Here is a 16,952-nt window from a genome sequence, read left to right on the forward strand (position 1 = left end):
CAAGCAGGCCGAACTGAAGGAAAAGAAGCGTCTGGAGGAAGAGCGCCAGGCCGCTGAAAAGGCCGCCGCCGAGAAGGCCGCCGCGCAGAAGGCAGCAGCCGAAAAGGCGGCTGCCGAGAAAGCCGCGACCGAAAAGGCTGCCGCCGAAAAGGCCGCCGCGGAAAAGAAGGCCAAGGACGAGGCCGCCAAGAAGGCTGCCGCGGAAAAGGCAGCAGCCGAGAAGGCCGCCGCGGAAAAGGCCGAAAAGGCTGAAAAGGCTGCCGCCGAGAAGGCGGCTGCGGAGAAAAAGGCCGCAGCCGAAAAGGCCGCCGCCGAGAAGGCCGCTGCCGCGAAGAAGGCCGCTGCCGACAAGGCCCTGAAGGACGCTTTCCGCAACGACGCGCTGGGCGCGGCCGGGATCCCGGGCGGCACCGCCGACCGCAACCAGGCAGGCGGCGGACGCGACAGCGGCTATGGCGCCAAGGTCCGCGCCTGCGTGCAGCCCGGGGTCGCTTATCCGCCCCCGCCGCGCAGCGGCTCGGAGAATCCGACGGCGCAATACCGGGTACAGTTAGGTTCTGACGGGAAGGTTAACGGCGTCACATTGACCAGTTCTTCGGGCAACGCGGGCTTTGACCGCGCGGTCGAGACCGGCATCCGCCGCTGCAACCCCTTCCCCAAGCCCTCGACGGGCCGCTATGAACCCATTATTGACGTTGTGTACAGAATGTATGATTGACAGGAGATTGACGAACATGACTCCCGCTTACAGTCGACGAGTACCCCCCCTCGCTCTCTGGAGATCGTATGGGATCGGACTACTGATGGTGGCCTTGGCCTGCCTGATGGCCATGAAGCCCGCCCATGCGCAACTGCGTGTCGATATTTCCGGCACCGGCGCAACCCAGTATCCCGTGGCCATCGCCGATTTCGCTGTTGACGACACCCATGGCCGCGCACTGGCCGAAGTGATCCGCGCCGACCTGACCCGCACCGGCCAGTTCCGCCTGATCAACGCCGCGGGTTCCGGCCTGAATGTGGACTCTCCCATCGCCCACGACGACTGGCGCGGCAAGGGTGCGGACTTCATCGCCTACGGCAGCATCACCCGCGGCGCCGACGGCCGCTACGACGTGCGCTACCGCCTGGCCGACACGGTCAAGAAGTCGCAGCTGGACGGCGTGGCGTTCTCGGGCACCGAACAGGAACTGCGCCGGGTCGCGCACCAGATCGCCGACCGCATTTACGAAAAGATCACGGGCGTTCGCGGCGTGTTCTCGACCCGTATCGCGTATGTGCTGAAGAAAGGCGCCACCTACGAACTGCAGGTGGCGGACGCCGACGGCCAGAATCCGCAGGTCGCCCTGCGCTCGCGCGAGCCCATCATCTCGCCGTCCTGGTCGCCCGATGGCGCCAAGTTGGCCTATGTGAGCTTCGAATCGGGCAAACCCGTCGTCTACGTGCACACGCTGGCAACCAGCGCCCGCGCTCCGGTCGCCAACTTCAAGGGCAACAACAGCGCACCCGGCTGGTCGCCGGACGGCAGCAAGCTGGCCGTGGCCCTGACGCGCGACGGTTTGTCGCAAATTTACGTCGTTAATGCGTCGGATGGCTCGAATCCTACCCGAGTTACGCGTTCTCCCGGGATTGACACCGAGCCGAGCTTTACGCCCGACGGCGCTTCCATTATCTTTACGAGTGACCGCAGCGGCGGGCCGCAAATCTATCAGACCGGCTCGACAGGCGGCGAGGCCCGCCGTCTCACGTTTAATGGTGGTTACAACATATCACCCCGAATTTCCCCCGATGGATCGACGCTGCTGTACGTTGCAAGACGAGACGGCGCGTTTCGAATCGCGTCCCTGAACTTGTCCACTGGATCCGAAGCCTTGCTGACTGATGGTCGTGACGATCAGTCTCCCAGCTTTGCGCCCAACGGAATGCAAGTCCTCTATGCCGCCATCCAAAATGGCCGTAGCGTGCTTGCAGGTGTGTCGAGCGATGGACGCGTAAGACAGACGCTTTCGGTACTGAACGGGGAAATACGTGAACCGACTTGGGGCCCATTTACCCGATAACACGTGTGACTCTCTTTGCAAAGGAACTATCATGAAGTCGCGCATTGCCAAAAGCCTAACCATCGCCGCTCTGGCTGCCACCCTGGCAGCTTGCAGCTCCGTCCCTCTCGACGATAAAGCGGGTCAGGGCGGAGGCGCTGGCCAAGGATCCTCGGCCTCCGGCCAGATCCTTGATCCCTTCAACCCCCAAAGCATCCTGGCGCAACAGCGCTCGGTGTACTTTGATTTCGACAGCTACACCGTGTCGGACCAATACCGTGGCCTGGTCGAAACCCACGCCAAGTATCTGGCTTCGAACCAACAGCAGAAGATCAAGATCGAAGGCAACACCGACGAACGCGGCGGTGCTGAGTACAACCTGGCCCTCGGCCAGCGTCGTGCCGACGCCGTGCGTCGCATGATGACCCTGCTGGGCGTCAGCGACAATCAGATCGAAACCATCAGCTTCGGCAAGGAAAAGCCGCGCTCGACGGGTACGACTGAAGCCGACTTTGCCGAAAACCGCCGCGCCGATATCAACTATCTGCGTTAAGCTTTTCGCTTAGTCTAGAGCCCTACCACGCGTCGGGACGGTCAACCGGCCGTCCCGACGTTTGTTTTTATACCCGGGAATATTCATGCGCGATAACGTTCTGTCCCTGCGTCCTTTGATTGTGGCCTCCGGCCTGGCGCTCGCCGTCCTGACGGCGCCCGCTCACGCTTTTTCCGACGATGAGGCCCGTAAGGCCATCCTGGATTTGCGCAAGCAAGTGCAGCAGCAGAACGAGCAAAGCCAGCGCGCCAAGCTTCAACTGGCCGATCAGATTCAAGCATTGCAGCAAGAAGTCGCGCAGTTGCGCGACCAGCTGGAACTGGTGTCGCGCCAGCAGCCCAGCGCCAAGCCGGGCGGCGCCGCGGGCGGCTCCAATCCGCCGGGAGCCTCGGCCGGCGACCCCCAGGAACAGGCCGCCTATGACGGCGCGATGGACCAGTTCCGCAAGGGCCAATACAAGGAAGCGGCCGAATCGCTGGCCGCCTTCACCGCGCTTTATCCGAACAGCCAGCTCGCGCCCAGCGCCCAGTTCTACCAAGGCAGCAGCCGCTACGCCCTGAAGGATTTCAAGGGCACCATCGAGCAGTTGAACGGCATGGTCCAGAAGTCCCCCGACAACGCTCGCGCGCCGGACGCCCTGCTCATCATCGCCGGCAGCCAGATCGAGCTGAACAACCGCGCCGGCGCCAAGGCGACGCTGCAGCGCATCGTCCGCGACTACCCGACCACGCCTGCCGCCAGCACGGCCAAGAGCCGGCTGCAATTGCTGCAGTAATGCGGCAAGCCGCAAGCGCGGTTGCCGCCTACCGGCACATTCTTCGCCGCCGGGCGGGGCTTATTGCCCTGCTGCTGGCGGCGATTTTCATTGCGCTGCTGATCGACTTCACCGCGGGCCCCTCGGGCCTGCCCTGGCGCGACCTTTGGCGGACGCTGCTCACGCCCGCCCAGGCGGACGCGACCTACCGCGTGATCGTCTGGGACATCCGCCTGCCGTCCGCCTTGATGGCGGCGCTGGTGGGGATGGCGCTGGGGCTGGCGGGCGCCGAAATGCAGACCATCCTGAACAACCCCCTGGCCAGCCCGTTCACGCTGGGCGTGTCGTCGGCCGCGGCCTTCGGCGCCTCGCTGGCGATCGTGCTGCAGCTGGGTCTGCCCGGCGTGCCCGCGGGCTGGCTGATCGCGGCCAACGCGTTCTTCTTTGCCCTGTTGGCCGCCCTGCTGCTGGACGCCGTCGCCCGCTGGGGCGGCATGAATACCTCGGGCGTCGTGCTGTTCGGCATCGCCATGGTGTTCACGTTCAATGCCCTGGTGTCGCTGGTGCAGTTCACGGCCAGCGCCGAAGCCTTGCAGAACCTGGTTTTCTGGACGATGGGCAGTCTGGCGAGGTCCAGCTGGACGACCGTCGGCGTGCTGGCGCTGGCGTTTGCGCTGGCCCTGCCGCTGGCGATGCGGCAATCGTGGAAGCTGACCGCCCTGCGGCTGGGCGAAGACCGCGCCGCAAGCTTTGGCGTGGACGTGCGCCGGCTGCGGGTCGCGGCGCTGGCGCGGGTCAGCCTGCTGTCGGCGCTGGCGGTGGCGTTTGTGGGCACCATCGGCTTCATCGGCCTGGTGGCGCCGCACATCGCACGCCGGCTGTTCGGCGAGGACCACAGGTTCTACCTGCCGGGCAGCGCCCTGGTGGGTGCGGTGATCCTGTCGCTGGCGTCCATCGCGTCCAAGAACATCATGCCCGGCGTCGTGGTGCCCGTCGGCATCGTGACGGCGCTGGTCGGCATCCCCTTTTTCGTTTCCGTCGTGCTGCGCAGGCAATTGCCATGACCCATCCCGCCCTCCCGACGCCGCCGTCCGGGCTGGCCGTGGACGCGCTTTCGGCCGGCTATGGCCGCGAGGACGTGCTGCGCCAATTGTCGATCCCCGCGCTGGCCGCGGGCGAAGTCACCGCGCTGCTCGGCCCCAACGGCAGCGGCAAGTCGACCCTGCTCAAGGCGCTGGCCGGCCTGATCCGCCCTCGCGAAGGCCGGGCCTCGCTCGACGGGCTGGACCTGACCCGGCTGGATCACGGCGAACGCGCCCGCCACGTGGTGTACCTGCCCCAGAGCCTGCCCGCGGCGGTGCATCTGCGGGTGTTCGAATCGGTGCTGGTGGCTGCCAAGGCAAGCGATGCCATGGCGCAATCGGTAGACCTGCCTGCCATCGACCGGCTGCTGGAACGGCTGGGCATCGCGCACCTGGCCCTGCACTACCTGGACGCGCTGTCCGGCGGACAGAAGCAGCTTGTGGGCCTGGCTCAGGCACTGATCCGCCATCCGCGCGTGCTGCTGCTGGACGAACCGCTGTCGGCGCTGGACCTGAATTACCAGTTCCACGTCATGCGGCTGCTGCAACAGGAAACTCGCGAGCACGGCCTGATCAGCCTGATCGTGCTGCACGACCTGAACGTGGCCCTGCAGCACGCGGACCGGGCCGTGATGATCCACGAGGGCGCGCTGCATGGCGCGGGCGAGCCTGCCGATGTGATCACGCCGGCGTCGCTGGCGGCGGTTTATGGCGTGCAGGCCCGGGTGGAAGCCTGCTCGCGCGGACGGCGGCAGGTGCTGGTCGACGGGCTGGAAGAACACCCCGGCTGACCGGAGGAGCCAAGCACCGCGCTCAGGCGCGCAGCGCCACGTCCGCCACCGGGGCGCCGGTCATGCCCGCCAGTTGCGCGGGCGTCAGGTTGAAGACCGCGTGCGGATGGCCGGCGGCCGCCCACAGGCTGTCGTAATTGAAAAGATCGGCGTCCAATAGCATCACTGGCTTGACCGCATGGCCGATGGGGCAGACGCCGCCGATCGCGTAGCCAGTCATGTCGCGCACGAATTTGGCGTCGGCCTTGGCCAGCGGCCCCACCTGCGATGCAACCTTGGCTTCGTCCACGCGATTGCTGCCGCTGGCGATGACCAGCACCGGCGCATTGTCAGAGGCGCGGCGGAAGATGATGGATTTGGCGATCTGGGCCACCTCGCAGCCCAGTCCCGCCGCCGCTTCCGCCGACGTCTTGCCCGTCTGGGGCAGGATCACCACCGGCTTGTCGTGTCCCAGTTCCAGCAGCAGGCGGGCCACGCGCTGGGCGGATTCGGGCAAGGCGGCGAGAGACTCTGGGGACATCTGGGCGGACTCCGATCAATGGATGGGGCGGCGCGCCGGCGCGCCGCAGACGAGTTTATCAGCGTCCGGCGCCGTCGCCCCCGAGGCCTTGCCGGGCTAGAATGCGGACCTGGCTATACCTCCCTACCCCCATGCGTTCCGAACCCGTCCTGCCCCTGCAAACCGCGCCGATCGGCGGTTATGCCATGTCCTACACCGAATACGGCAGCGGCGCGCCCCTGGTGCTGGTGCATGGATCCTTGTCGGACAGCCGATACTGGAAATCTCAGATGGCGCCGCTGGGCCGGTCGTTCCGAGTGCTTGCCGTGTGCCTGCGGCGCTACTGGCCGGAAGCCTGGGACGGCGAAGGCGGCGGATTTTCGGTCGCGCAGCACGCCAGCGACGTGCTGGAATTCATCGACCAGGTGGCCGGCGGCCCCGCGCATCTGGTGGGTCATTCCCGCGGCGGGCGCGTCGTGCTTGAAGCCGCCCTGCGCCAGCCGGATGCCCTGCGCAGCCTGACGCTGGCCGACCCCGGCCTGCCGCTGCCCGGCGGCGGCGACGAGCGCGGCGGTTTCCGCCAGCGCGCCCTGGCGTTGATCCGCCAGGGGAACATCGAAGAAGGCCTGGCGCTGTTCGTGGACACCGTGACCGGGCCTGACACCTGGCAGCGCATGGTGCCGTGGTTCAAAGAGATGGTGCGCGACAACGTGGGCACGCTTTTTGGACAGGTGGACGAACACCCTGAAATCCTGACGCCCGAGCAGATCGGCAGCCTGACGATGCCCGTCCTGCTGATCGGCGGCGCGCTGAGCCCGGCGCCTTACCCTGCCGTGCTGGACGCCCTGGCGCAATGGCTGCCGCAGGCCCATCGCGTGAACATCGCCGGCTCGTCGCACGGCATGAACCTGGGCAATCCGCGCGCCTTCAACGGCGCCATCCAGGAATTCATCGGCAGTTGACCTGCCGGCCCGTCAGGGCTCGACCGACGGCGTGTGCTTCAGGCGCCGCAGCACGAACGTGGAACGGCTGTGGCGCACGCCGCGCAGCTTGTACAGGCGCTTGCGCAGGAATTCCTCGTAGCCTTCGGTGCCCGCCACCGCCACCTTGATCAGGTAGTCGTACTCGCCCGTCACCAGGAAGGCTTCCACGACTTCGGGCAGGCGGCTGATCTCTTCGCCGAAGCGCGCCAGCGTGTCGTCGTCGTGATGCTCCAGCGTGACTTCAATCATGACCGTGTCCGGCAACCCGAGCGCCTTCTGGTTCAGCAAGGCGGCATAGCCTTCTATCACGCCCGCCTCTTCCAGCGCCTTGACCCGGTTCCAACACGGGGTGGGCGACAGCCCGACCGTCTCGGCCAATTTCAAGTTGGTCAGGCGCCCGTCCGCGCGCAGCGCGCGCAGAATTTTGCGGTCGGTTTCGTCGATTTTGGGCAGTATGGCCATGAGTATCGGATAGTGAAAGACGGAATCTCTAAGAATGGCGATTCTAGCGGAAGAATATTTTCCTGATCGACCAAAACCAGCGTGAATCAGGAAACCTATTTTGTCTGCCGGGCCGTAGACTTTCCTGCAAGACGGGCATTTATCCCGCCCGTCGGATTTCGGCGCACGCTGCGGCACAACCCGGCGCATGCGCCGGCAGTTCCAACGCAGCATGCCGCGCGCCGATCCGCGCGGCCGGAAACCATGTCCCACGCAGCAGCAGCATCCGCAAGAAACGGTCTCGGCCTGTCCGGCGCCGTCATGCTTTTCACGGCCCCAGCGCTATTCGCCTCCAACATGGTGGCCGCCCGCTGGGCCCACGACGCCAACCTTCCCCCCGTCTTCCTGGCATTCGGCCGCTGGCTCATCGCCCTGCTTATCCTGTTGCCGATCGCCCTGCCCGCGCTGCGCACGCACCGCAAGGCGCTGTGGCGCGGCCTGCCGGCACTTGCGCCGCTGGCCATCCTGGGCATGGGCGTGGCGGTCGCGCCGCAGTACATCGGCGCGCAGACCACCAGCGCCACCAACATCGCGCTGATTTTTTCGTGCAGCCCGATTCTGGTGGCGCTGCTGGAAGCCATGCTCTGGCGCAAGCCGTTGACGGCCCCGCGCGCGGCCGGTCTGGCGCTGGCCCTGGGCGGCGTGCTGGTGGTGCTGGCGCGCGGCGACGCGCATGCACTGGCCCGGCTGCAGTTTGGCCAGGGCGACCTGTGGGTACTGCTTGCGGCGACGGGCTGGGCGTTCTACACGGTGCTGCAAAAGCGGCTGGTCTTGCCGGCTGTGCCCGACAGCGCCCGGCTGGCCACGATGATGCTGATTGGCGCGCTGGCGCTGGCGCCCTTCGCCGGCATCGAGGCCGCAACCGGAACGGCCGCGCCATGGACGGACCCGCGCCTGGCGGCCGTGCTGCTGTTCCTGGCGGTGGTGCCCAGCCTGGGCGCGTATTACGTTTATGGCCGGCTGATCAGCCAGGCCGGGCCCGCGACAGCGGGCCTGTCGATGTTCCTGGTGCCGGTCTACGCCGCGCTGCTGGCCTGGCCGCTGCTGGGCGAGGCCCCGCAGCTGTTCCACGCCTACGGTTTCGTGATGATCCTGCTGGGCGTGAAGCTGGCCTCGTGGCAGACGCGCACGGCGGCGGCGGCCGCAGCCGCCGCCTGAGCCCCGGGATGCGCGTTCAGCGGCCCGCGCCCTGGGCCGCCATGACTTCCTGCGCTACCTGGCGCGGCGCCTCGGCGTAGTGCTTGAACTCCATGGTGTAAGTTGCGCGCCCCTGCGTCAGCGAACGCAGCGATGTCGAATAGCCGAACATCTCGGCCAACGGCACTTCGGCGCGCACCACCTTGCCGCCGCCGCCCGCGATGTCTTCCATGCCCTGCACCATGCCCCGGCGCGAGGACAGATCGCCCATGACGTTGCCGGTAAAGTCTTCGGGCGTTTCGACTTCGACCTGCATCATGGGCTCCAGCAGCACCGGATCGGCGCGCCGCATGCCTTCCTTGAACGCCATCGAGCCCGCCATCTTGAAGGCGTTTTCGTTCGAGTCCACGTCGTGGTACGAACCGAAGAACAGCGTCGCCTTCACGTCCACCACGGGATAGCCCGCCAGCACGCCGGCGTTCAGCGCCTCGCGGATGCCCTTGTCGACGGCCGGGATGAATTCGCGCGGGACCACGCCGCCCTTGATGGCGTCGACGAACTCATAGCCCTTGCCTGCCTCTTGCGGTTCCAGCTTGAGCACGACATGCCCGTACTGGCCGCGGCCGCCCGACTGCTTGACAAACTTGCCTTCGACCTCGTTGCAGGTCTTGCGGATGGTCTCGCGGTAGGCCACTTGGGGCTTGCCCACGGTGGCTTCGACGCCGAACTCGCGCTTCATGCGGTCGACCAAGATTTCCAGGTGCAGCTCGCCCATGCCCGAGATGATGGTCTGGCCGGACTCTTCGTCCGTGCGCACCCGGAATGAGGGGTCTTCCTGCGCCAGGCGGCCCAGTGCGATGCCCATCTTTTCCTGGTCAGCCTTGGTCTTGGGCTCGACGGCCTGCGAGATCACGGGTTCCGGGAAGACCATGCGCTCGAGGATGATGATGTGCGCCGGATCCGTGAGCGTGTCGCCGGTGGTGACGTCCTTGATGCCCACCGCCGCGGCGATATCGCCCGCGTAGACCTCGGTGATCTCGCGTCGCTCATTGGCGTGCATCTGCAGGATGCGGCCCAGGCGCTCCTTCTTTTCCTTGATGGGGTTGAAGACCGAGTCGCCGGATTTCACCACGCCTGAATAGACGCGGAAGAACACCAGCTGCCCGACGAACGGGTCCGTCATGATCTTGAACGCCAGCGCGGAGAACGGCTCGTTGTCGGTCGGATGGCGCTCGATCTCGTGGTCGCGCTGGTCATGCCCCTTGATGGCGGGCACGTCCACCGGCGACGGCATGTAGTCGATGACGGCGTCCAGCATGGCCTGCACGCCCTTGTTCTTGAAGGCGCTGCCGCACAGCATCGGGACGATCTCGTTGGCGATCGTGCGGGCGCGCAGCCCTTCCTTGATTTCCGCTTCGGTGAGGGGCTCGCCGGACAGGTATTTCTCAAGCAGGGTCTCGTTGGCCTCGGCGGCCTTTTCGACCATTTTTTCGTGCCATTCCTGCGCCTGCGCCTGCATGGACGCGGGGATGTCTTCGTATTGGAACTTCACGCCCTGGCTGGCTTCGTCCCAGATGATGGCCTTCATTTTGACCAGGTCGATCACGCCCTCGAAATGGTCTTCGGCGCCGACCGGCAGCTGGATGGGAACGGCGTCGCCCTTAAGCCGTTCGGCGATCTGCCGGTGCACGCGCAGGAAATCAGCCCCGACGCGGTCCATCTTGTTGACGAACGCCAGGCGCGGCACCTTGTATTTGTTGGCCTGGCGCCAGACGGTCTCGGATTGCGGCTGCACGCCGCCCACCGCGTCGTAGACCATGACGGCGCCGTCCAGCACGCGCATGGAGCGTTCGACTTCAATGGTGAAGTCCACGTGGCCCGGCGTGTCGATGATGTTGATGCGATGTTCGGGGTAGTTGCCCGCCATGCCCTTCCAAAAGGCGGTGGTGGCGGCGGAGGTGATGGTGATGCCCCGCTCCTGCTCTTGCTCCATCCAGTCCATCACCGCGGCGCCGTCGTGGACTTCGCCGATCTTGTGGGTAATGCCGGTATAGAAGAGGATGCGCTCGGTGGTCGTCGTTTTGCCTGCGTCAATATGGGCGCTGATGCCGATATTGCGATAAAGCTCGATGCGCGTCTTGCGAGTCATGGCCTCTTCCCTAGCGGTTGGCTACGTGGCGAACGGCAAGCCCGACCGGGCCTTGCCGCGGCGGGCGCGTTGCCGCGTGCAGTGCTTGGGAGTTGCGGAACCGCGCCCGCGCTGATGCATGAATATTACGCGCCGCACGGCAAGTTTCAAGCGTGAAACGGGCACATGCGCACGCTGAGGGAGCATACGCCGCAGCGGCATGAAAATAAGGGACACCGACTCCATCGCCGCGCTAGCTGCGCCCCGGCACAGGAGCCGATGACATGCGATCGAGACGGTTTCATCGGGCCCCACGCCAGATCGCAGTTACCCGGAAGCATCAAGGCCCGTGAGGCCGCCGCGAATCGCGGCGGACATGCACGGGCCTTGCGATGCCGGTCAACTACCAGCGCACGCGCATGCCGACCGTGCCGCCGAAGCTGTAGTTGTCTCCGAAGTTCCGGGTGCTGCTGGCCAGATCCGCGGTGGCGTACAGCGCATAGGCGCCGTTGTTCCATTCGTAGGTGCCGCCGACCCCGATACCCGCCCACAGGCGCTCATCGCGGCTGGCGACGTCAACACCGGCGACGCTGACCGTGCTGCCCTGCAGGAACTCGTTGTACAGGTTGACGCTGCCGAAGACGTGCGAGCGGTTTTGCTTGCCGTTCGTTCCGCCCCACGCGGCCTCGTGATCGACGGCCAGGCCGAACCGGCCGCGCAGACTGTCGGCGTCACGCAGCGAAACCTGGGCATCGAACGGATCGTTGAAGCTGTCGAAGTCCACGCTTGAATAGACCAGCTGCATCTGCGGCGTGACGGAATAGCCGTTGCCCAGACCGAAGCGCTTGCCTGTTTCAACCGACAGCGCATAGCCATGGCCGGTGTTGTCCGAGGAGAGCTTGCGGCCCAAGGTGCTGGAACTGATATCGCTGTCGAACCAGATGCTTTGCGCCTGGCCATCGACATAGAAGCCATCGGCCCCGTACCAGGTCAGCGTTGCGCCCAGGCCTGCGCCGGTGGCATCGACCTTGCCGCGTCCGAACGCGGAACGCATCCCGGCGTTGGCGGTGCCGTACAAGCCGTTGATCCCGCCGACCAGCGATGCGCCGTTCTTGCCTTCATGCAGTGTGAAGTCGATGCCGGTCTGCAGCTTCCATACGTCGACGTCGCGCCGGGTAGCGGTGGTGGAACGGGAGGCATCGAATGCCGTGTGACCGCCCTCGATGCGGGCCCACACGGCGCGGCGTTCGGACTGGCCACCGGCCTCTGCGCCCTGCGACCCATAGCGGTTGCCCACGCGCTGTTGCAGCGTCGGCACGGTGTTCAGCGCGGCCAGCACCTGCGGGTATTGCTCGTACACCACGGCGCCGGGCTGGTAGCGCTGCCCGCCAGGCGCGCCGGAACCCGGCAGATTGGGGCCCGGTTCCGGGGCCGACAGCGCCGAGGTCAGGTACCAGTCGCCGTCGGCGGCAAGCGACGGGCTGTTGTGTTGCAGGGTGTAGGCATAAGCGCCCGCCACCACCGCCTGCTGGCCGTCGGCGGTGACAAAGTCGCCAGCCAGAGCAAAGGCGTTGGCGGGCGAGACCCCGCCGATTTCGATGACCTTGATGCCGTTGACCGTCTGCGCACCGGCGCCGCCCCGGTTGGTAACCACAACTTGAGTAGTGCCGGAGACGTCGCCGGTGATCACCAGTCGATCGGTCGGCGAGGCGTCGCCGTCCAGCACGGTTTCAAGGTGCAGCGCGCCGCCCGCGCCCTCGTAGTCGCCTGCGATGGTAAGCGTGCCGATCGAGCTGCCCGGCGCAATGACGCCGGCATTGCTGGTGTGGCCAACCGTGCCGTTGCCCTCGAGCCGCGCGCCGGCAAGCACATCCATGTTTCCGCCAAGCTGGCTGTTGACCCGCAGCGTGCCGTCACGGACAAAGGTGCCGCCTGTGTAGGAAGTGGCGCCGTCAAGCGCCAGTGTGCCGGCGCCGTCCTTGACCAGCGACCCGGGGCCCGACATGGCGCCTGTCAGGGACAGCGTCGTGCCGTTTGCCGTGTCGATGGTGGCATAGGTTCCGGCCAGGTTGACCGTGCGGCTGGAGTCCAGGCTGGCGGTCGTGCGCAAGGCGGCGTTGTCCAGGGTCAGCTCGCCAGCGGCCGCGCCAAGGTGGCCGTCAGCGGAAATTTCGAGGACGCCGCCACGCACGGTGGTGCCGCCCGCATAGCTGTTGGCGCCGCCGGAAAGAACCAGCGTGCCGTAATCGGTCTTGGCCATTGCGCCTGTGCCCGTCAGCTCAGCGCTGATGATGGCGGTGGTGCCCGCGCCGGCCGAGGTGCCGTCGCCAACGCGGATCACCGTCTCGGCATTTGCCAGTTCGATGGCGGCGCCGTCAATCGCATAGCCATCCACGGCAAACTGCATGCCCCCGATCGTGGCTGGCGCCCCGGCTTCGACGGTGACATTGCCGCCTACGCCATGGAACACCGCAAAATTGCCCGGGTTCCAGGCGCCGTGAATCACGGCGCCGTTATCCGTCCAGTTGGTGTTGCTGGTGTTCCAGACACCGGCGCCGCCATCAATGACGCCATTGAGATGGCCGGTTGGCCCGTCCCAGTAGTTGAGCGTGACACCCGTGGCATTGGACAGGTTGACTTGATTCAATACCGAAGTCACGAGGTAAAGATCCGAGGCATTGGTGCCCACCGGGGTCGAGCCGATGGTCATGCCATTGTTGGTCAGCGCGCCGCCGTAATCGAACAGACGGTACACGCCAGCGCCGAAACCGCCCAGATCGCTGATGTTCAGGCTGCCAGCCAGCGTCAGGTCGGCGGCCACATCAAACAGGCTGGACGAGCCCGGTGCGCCAAGCTGCACATTGACCTGGGAACCATTGTTGAGCACCAGTGAATTCATGCTCAGTTGCTCGCCCTGCCTGCCGAGCAAGATGCCGCCGTCCTGGATGGAGACGTTGCCGAGCTGGCCAATGCCGCCAAGCGCTGCGCCGGCGCCTACCGTGGCCGAGCTGCCCAGGTTCAGCATGCTGTCGACCAGCAATGTGCCGCCCGTGGCGACGATCGCGCCGTTGAACGCGGGGCTGGCGCCATTGAGCCGGGTGTGGCCGGCGACATGGTTGATGGCGCCTGAGCCCGAAATCGGCACCGAGAAGGCATAGGCGCCGCTGCTGTCGGTGTGGTTGAAGTTGAGCTGGCCATTGCCGGCGCCGAACCTCAGGCCGGAGACCGCGAGTGTGCCGGCTCGGTCGGCGGCTGCGCCGGCCGCGCCGCCGATATTGACGTTGGCGGTAGAACCGGCGCCCTGGGCCACGGTGATGAAGTTTGCGCGCACCTCGCCCTCGTCAGAGACGGTCAGGGTGGCCTGCCCCCCGTTGCTCCCCATGCTCAGATCATTGGCGATGTCCCAGATTGAGCCCGGATCCTTCACATGAACCAGGCCGACGCTGCTAGAACCAAAAGCAGCAATCCTGGTGATCGAACCCGTCGTGACCTGCCCGCGATCGGAGATGAGCAGCTCTCCAGAGCCATACCCGCCGACATTCATGTCGCCAGTCATCGTCCACTGCGAGCCGGCGCCGCTAACCGTAGCCTTGCCGGTGCCGCCACGCTCCGCACCAATGACGGTGTACTGGTTTGCGACACTTCCCCCTTGCGAGACGAAGAGCTTGCCGTCGCCGTAGTTGCCAATAAATATGCTGGCAGCGGAAAGCTGCGAGCCCGGATCTTCGACGCGGACAATGCCCGCGGAGGGGCTGAAAGAACCAGCTTCGCCAAAGTGGCCACCCACGAGCACATGCGTGTTGAGGCTGCCGCCGTTTGAGATGTTCAACTCGCCCGTACTGCCCGCTGCATACCCGATCCAGCTATTGCCAGTGTTGACATCAGATTGCCAGATTGATGTCCAGTTTGAACCGCTGTCCTTTACGTCCATGAGGCCTGAAGTGCCCGACTCATGGCCAACGGCCAGTTCAACACCGGAGAGCCTGCCGCCACCCTCGATAGTAAAGGCGCCGGTATCGCCGGCGTTGCCACCGCCGATACGAAGTGCAAAAACCGAATCGCTCTGGCCGGCGCCGAAGACCGGAGAAAACGCAAATCCCGACGGCCCGCCGATGTGGACAGGCCTAGATGTAGGGAGTATGCCGGATACCCAGTTCGATGCCACGAACCAGTCGCTGGATGTCGATCCGGACCAAACGGCATCCTGCGCGTACGCCGAGCCGCAACTCATCAACAGCGCCAAGGTTGACGCCCCTGACAAGAGGCGCTTGGCCGAATTGACAGGGGCCGGAGAATCGTACTTATTTGTTTCCATCAGGCTCTCTTTTACCAATTGTTGACAAACTGATGCAGATGTTTGCTGCATCACGGCATTAGAGAAGCTGAGTGATCCCCTTGGAAATATGACCAGAACGAAATTGCGCTTGTTGTGCAACTTTTAGGACCAAGCGCAGTCGAGCCCGCCTCTGGCGTGCGCGTGGGGGATAGGTGTCAGACACCTTGCGATGTCGGTCAACTACCAGCGCACGCGCATGCCGACCGTGCCGCCGAAGCTGTAGTTGTCTCCGAAGTTCCGGGTGCTGCTGGCCAGATCCGCGGTGGCGTACAGCGCATAGGCGCCGTTGTTCCACTCGTAGGTGCCGCCGACCCCGATCCCCGCCCACAGGCGCTCATCGCGGCTGGCAACGTCAACACCGGCGACGCTGACCGTGCTGCCCTGCAGGAACTCGTTGTACAGGTTGACGCTGCCGAAGACGTGCGAGCGGCTTTGCTTGCCGTTCGTTCCGCCCCACGCGGCCTCGTGATCGACGGCAAGGCCGAACCGGCCGCGCAGGCTGTCGGCATCACGCAGCGAAACTTGGGCATCGAGCGGATCGTTGAAGCTGTCGAAGTGCACGCGTGAATAGACCAGCTGCATCTGCGGCGTGACGGCATAGCCGTTGCCCAGGCCGAAGCGCTTGCCTGTTTCAACCGACAGCGCATAGCCATGGCCGCTGTTGTCCGAGGAGAGCTTGCGGCCCAAGGTGCGGGAGCTGATATCGCTGTCGAACCAGATGCTTTGCGCCTGGCCATCGACATAGAAGCCATCGGCTCCGTACCACGTCAGCGTTGCGCCCAGGCCGGCGCCGGTGGCGTCGACCTTGCCGCGTCCGAACGCGGAACGCATCCCGGCGTTGGCGGTGCCGTACAGGCCGTTGATGCCGCCGACCAGCGATGCGCCGTTCTTGCCTTCATGCAGCGTGAAGTCGATGCCGGTCTGCAGCTTCCATACATCGACGTCGCGCCGGGTAGCGGTGGTGGAACGGGAGGCATCGAATGCCGTGTGACCGCCCTCGATGCGGGCCCACACGGCGCGGCGTTCGGATTGACCACCGGCCTCTGCGCCCTGCGACCCATAGCGGTTGCCCACACGCTGCTGCAGCGTCGGCACGGTGTTCAGCGCGGCCAGCACCTGCGGGTATTGCTCGTACACCACTGCACCGGGCTGGTAGCGCTGCCCGGCCGCCGGCTCCGTCGCCGACAACGCCGAGGTCAGGTACCAGTTGCCGTCAGCGGGCAGCGACGGGCTGTTGTGTTGCAGGGTGTAGGCATAAGCGCCCGCCACCACCGCCTGCTGGCCGTCGGCGGTGACAAAGTCGCCAGCCAGTGCAAAGGCGTTGGCGGGCGAAGCGCCGCCGATTTCGATGACCTTGATGCCGTTGACCGTCTGCGCACCGGCGCCGCCCCGGTTCGTAACCACGACTTGAGTGGTGCCGGAGACGTCGCCGGTGATCACCAGCCGGTCGGTCGGCGAGGCGTCGCCGTCCAGCACGGTTTCCAGGTGCAGCGCGCCGCCCGCGCCCTCGTAATCGCCTGCGATGGTGAGCGTGCCGATCGAGCCGCCCGGCGCAATAACGCCGGCATTGCTGGTGTGGCCAACCGTGCCATGGCCTTCGAGCCGCGCGCCGGCAAGCACATCCATGTTTCCGCCAAGCTGGCTGTTGACCCGCAGCGTGCCGTCGCGGACAAAGGTGCCGCCCGTGTAGTTGGCGCCGCCAGACAGCACCAGCGTGCCGTAATCGGTCTTGACCATCGCGCCTGTGCCGGTCAGCTCAGCATTGATGATGGCGGTTGTGCCCGCGCCGGCCAAGGTGCCGTCGCCAACGCGGATCACCGTCTCGGCATTTGCCAGTTCGATGGCGGCGCCGTCAATCGCATAGCCATCCACGGCAAACTGCATGCCCCCGACCATGACTGACGCCCCAGCTTCGACGGTGACATTGCCGCCCACGCCATGGAACACCGCAAAATCGCCAGGGTTCCAGGCGCCGTGAATCACGGCGCCGTTATCCGTCCAGTTGGTGCTGCTGGTGTTCCAGACTCCGGCGCCGCCCTCAATGGCGCCATTGAGATGGCCGGTTTGCCCGTCCCAGTAGTTGAGCGTGACGCCCGTGGCATTGGACAGGTTGACTTGATTCGGTACCGACGTCACGAGGTAAAGATCCGAA

Annotated in this window: 13 protein-coding genes; 8 read left to right on the forward strand and 5 right to left on the reverse strand. The window is 65.6% G+C overall.

From position 1 onward, the window contains the following. The 6 genes from tolA to KYC_RS25555 form a co-directional block, all read left to right on the forward strand. A partial coding sequence (tolA, locus tag KYC_RS25530; protein ID WP_008167926.1) for a cell envelope integrity protein TolA occupies positions 1-718 on the forward strand: 718 nt, incomplete at its 5' end. 16 nt (positions 719-734) lie between these two features. Beyond that, positions 735-2,057: a Tol-Pal system beta propeller repeat protein TolB gene (gene tolB / locus KYC_RS25535; RefSeq protein ID WP_043519259.1), complete on the forward strand. Its 1,323-nt coding sequence runs from the start codon at positions 735-737 to the stop codon at positions 2,055-2,057. Between the two features lie 31 nt (positions 2,058-2,088). After that, positions 2,089-2,589 (forward strand): peptidoglycan-associated lipoprotein Pal, encoded by a 501-nt coding sequence (pal, locus tag KYC_RS25540; RefSeq protein ID WP_008167928.1) that lies wholly within the window; start codon positions 2,089-2,091, stop codon positions 2,587-2,589. A gap of 85 nt (positions 2,590-2,674) precedes the next feature. Then, complete coding sequence (ybgF, locus tag KYC_RS25545; protein WP_008167929.1) at positions 2,675-3,364, forward strand: tol-pal system protein YbgF; 690 nt, start codon at positions 2,675-2,677, stop codon at positions 3,362-3,364. Next, positions 3,364-4,407, forward strand: coding sequence for a FecCD family ABC transporter permease (locus tag KYC_RS25550; RefSeq protein ID WP_008167932.1), 1,044 nt, complete (start codon positions 3,364-3,366; stop codon positions 4,405-4,407). The genes ybgF and KYC_RS25550 overlap by 1 nt, the downstream gene beginning before the upstream one ends. Beyond that, a complete protein-coding gene (locus KYC_RS25555; protein WP_008167934.1) occupies positions 4,404-5,216 on the forward strand; it encodes an ABC transporter ATP-binding protein in 813 nt (270 codons plus the stop codon). Before KYC_RS25550 ends, KYC_RS25555 begins: the two co-directional genes overlap by 4 nt. A gap of 22 nt (positions 5,217-5,238) precedes the next feature. On the opposite strand, the gene KYC_RS25560 is transcribed toward KYC_RS25555, so the two are convergent. Beyond that, on the reverse strand, positions 5,239-5,736 hold the full coding sequence (locus KYC_RS25560; RefSeq protein WP_043519261.1) for a YbaK/EbsC family protein: 498 nt from the start codon (positions 5,734-5,736) through the stop codon (positions 5,239-5,241). Positions 5,737-5,867: 131 nt separating this feature from the next. On the opposite strand from KYC_RS25560, the gene KYC_RS25565 reads away from it, so the two are divergent. After that, complete coding sequence (locus KYC_RS25565; protein WP_008167938.1) at positions 5,868-6,677, forward strand: alpha/beta fold hydrolase; 810 nt, start codon at positions 5,868-5,870, stop codon at positions 6,675-6,677. A 12-nt stretch (positions 6,678-6,689) separates the two neighbouring features. Here KYC_RS25565 and KYC_RS25570 read toward each other — a convergent pair whose 3' ends face one another. Then, positions 6,690-7,160, reverse strand: coding sequence for an Lrp/AsnC family transcriptional regulator (locus tag KYC_RS25570; protein ID WP_008167939.1), 471 nt, complete (start codon positions 7,158-7,160; stop codon positions 6,690-6,692). 300 nt (positions 7,161-7,460) lie between these two features. Here KYC_RS25570 and KYC_RS25575 point away from each other — a divergent pair, with 300 nt between their 5' ends. Continuing rightward, complete coding sequence (locus tag KYC_RS25575; RefSeq protein ID WP_008167940.1) at positions 7,461-8,357, forward strand: DMT family transporter; 897 nt, start codon at positions 7,461-7,463, stop codon at positions 8,355-8,357. A gap of 16 nt (positions 8,358-8,373) precedes the next feature. Here the strand turns inward: KYC_RS25575 and fusA are convergent, their stop codons facing one another. The 3 genes from fusA to KYC_RS25595 all read right to left on the reverse strand — a co-directional run. Next, positions 8,374-10,485 (reverse strand): elongation factor G, encoded by a 2,112-nt coding sequence (gene fusA / locus KYC_RS25580; protein ID WP_008167941.1) that lies wholly within the window; start codon positions 10,483-10,485, stop codon positions 8,374-8,376. Positions 10,486-10,867: 382 nt separating this feature from the next. After that, on the reverse strand, positions 10,868-14,899 hold the full coding sequence (locus tag KYC_RS25585; RefSeq protein ID WP_167310278.1) for an autotransporter outer membrane beta-barrel domain-containing protein: 4,032 nt from the start codon (positions 14,897-14,899) through the stop codon (positions 10,868-10,870). Positions 14,900-14,980: 81 nt separating this feature from the next. Next, the coding region (locus tag KYC_RS25595; RefSeq protein WP_008167946.1) for an autotransporter family protein at positions 14,981-16,952 on the reverse strand (1,972 nt) is incomplete at its 5' end.

Source organism: Achromobacter arsenitoxydans SY8, assembly GCF_000236785.1.
In the GTDB taxonomy this organism is placed as follows: domain Bacteria; phylum Pseudomonadota; class Gammaproteobacteria; order Burkholderiales; family Burkholderiaceae_B; genus Achromobacter; species Achromobacter arsenitoxydans.

What these genes read in the sequence shown, in the direction of transcription:
- pal (WP_008167928.1), top strand. Translation starts at nt 2,089, where the DNA reads ATGAAGTCGCGCATTGCCAAAAGCCTAACCATCGCCGCTCTGGCTGCC.
- KYC_RS25555 (WP_008167934.1), top strand. Translation starts at nt 4,404, where the DNA reads ATGACCCATCCCGCCCTCCCGACGCCGCCGTCCGGGCTGGCCGTGGAC.
- KYC_RS25565 (WP_008167938.1), top strand. Translation starts at nt 5,868, where the DNA reads ATGCGTTCCGAACCCGTCCTGCCCCTGCAAACCGCGCCGATCGGCGGT.
- KYC_RS25570 (WP_008167939.1), bottom strand. Translation starts at nt 7,160, where the DNA reads ATGGCCATACTGCCCAAAATCGACGAAACCGACCGCAAAATTCTGCGC.
- fusA (WP_008167941.1), bottom strand. Translation starts at nt 10,485, where the DNA reads ATGACTCGCAAGACGCGCATCGAGCTTTATCGCAATATCGGCATCAGC.
- KYC_RS25550 (WP_008167932.1), top strand. Translation starts at nt 3,364, where the DNA reads ATGCGGCAAGCCGCAAGCGCGGTTGCCGCCTACCGGCACATTCTTCGC.
- KYC_RS25560 (WP_043519261.1), bottom strand. Translation starts at nt 5,736, where the DNA reads ATGTCCCCAGAGTCTCTCGCCGCCTTGCCCGAATCCGCCCAGCGCGTG.
- ybgF (WP_008167929.1), top strand. Translation starts at nt 2,675, where the DNA reads ATGCGCGATAACGTTCTGTCCCTGCGTCCTTTGATTGTGGCCTCCGGC.
- tolB (WP_043519259.1), top strand. Translation starts at nt 735, where the DNA reads ATGACTCCCGCTTACAGTCGACGAGTACCCCCCCTCGCTCTCTGGAGA.
- KYC_RS25575 (WP_008167940.1), top strand. Translation starts at nt 7,461, where the DNA reads ATGCTTTTCACGGCCCCAGCGCTATTCGCCTCCAACATGGTGGCCGCC.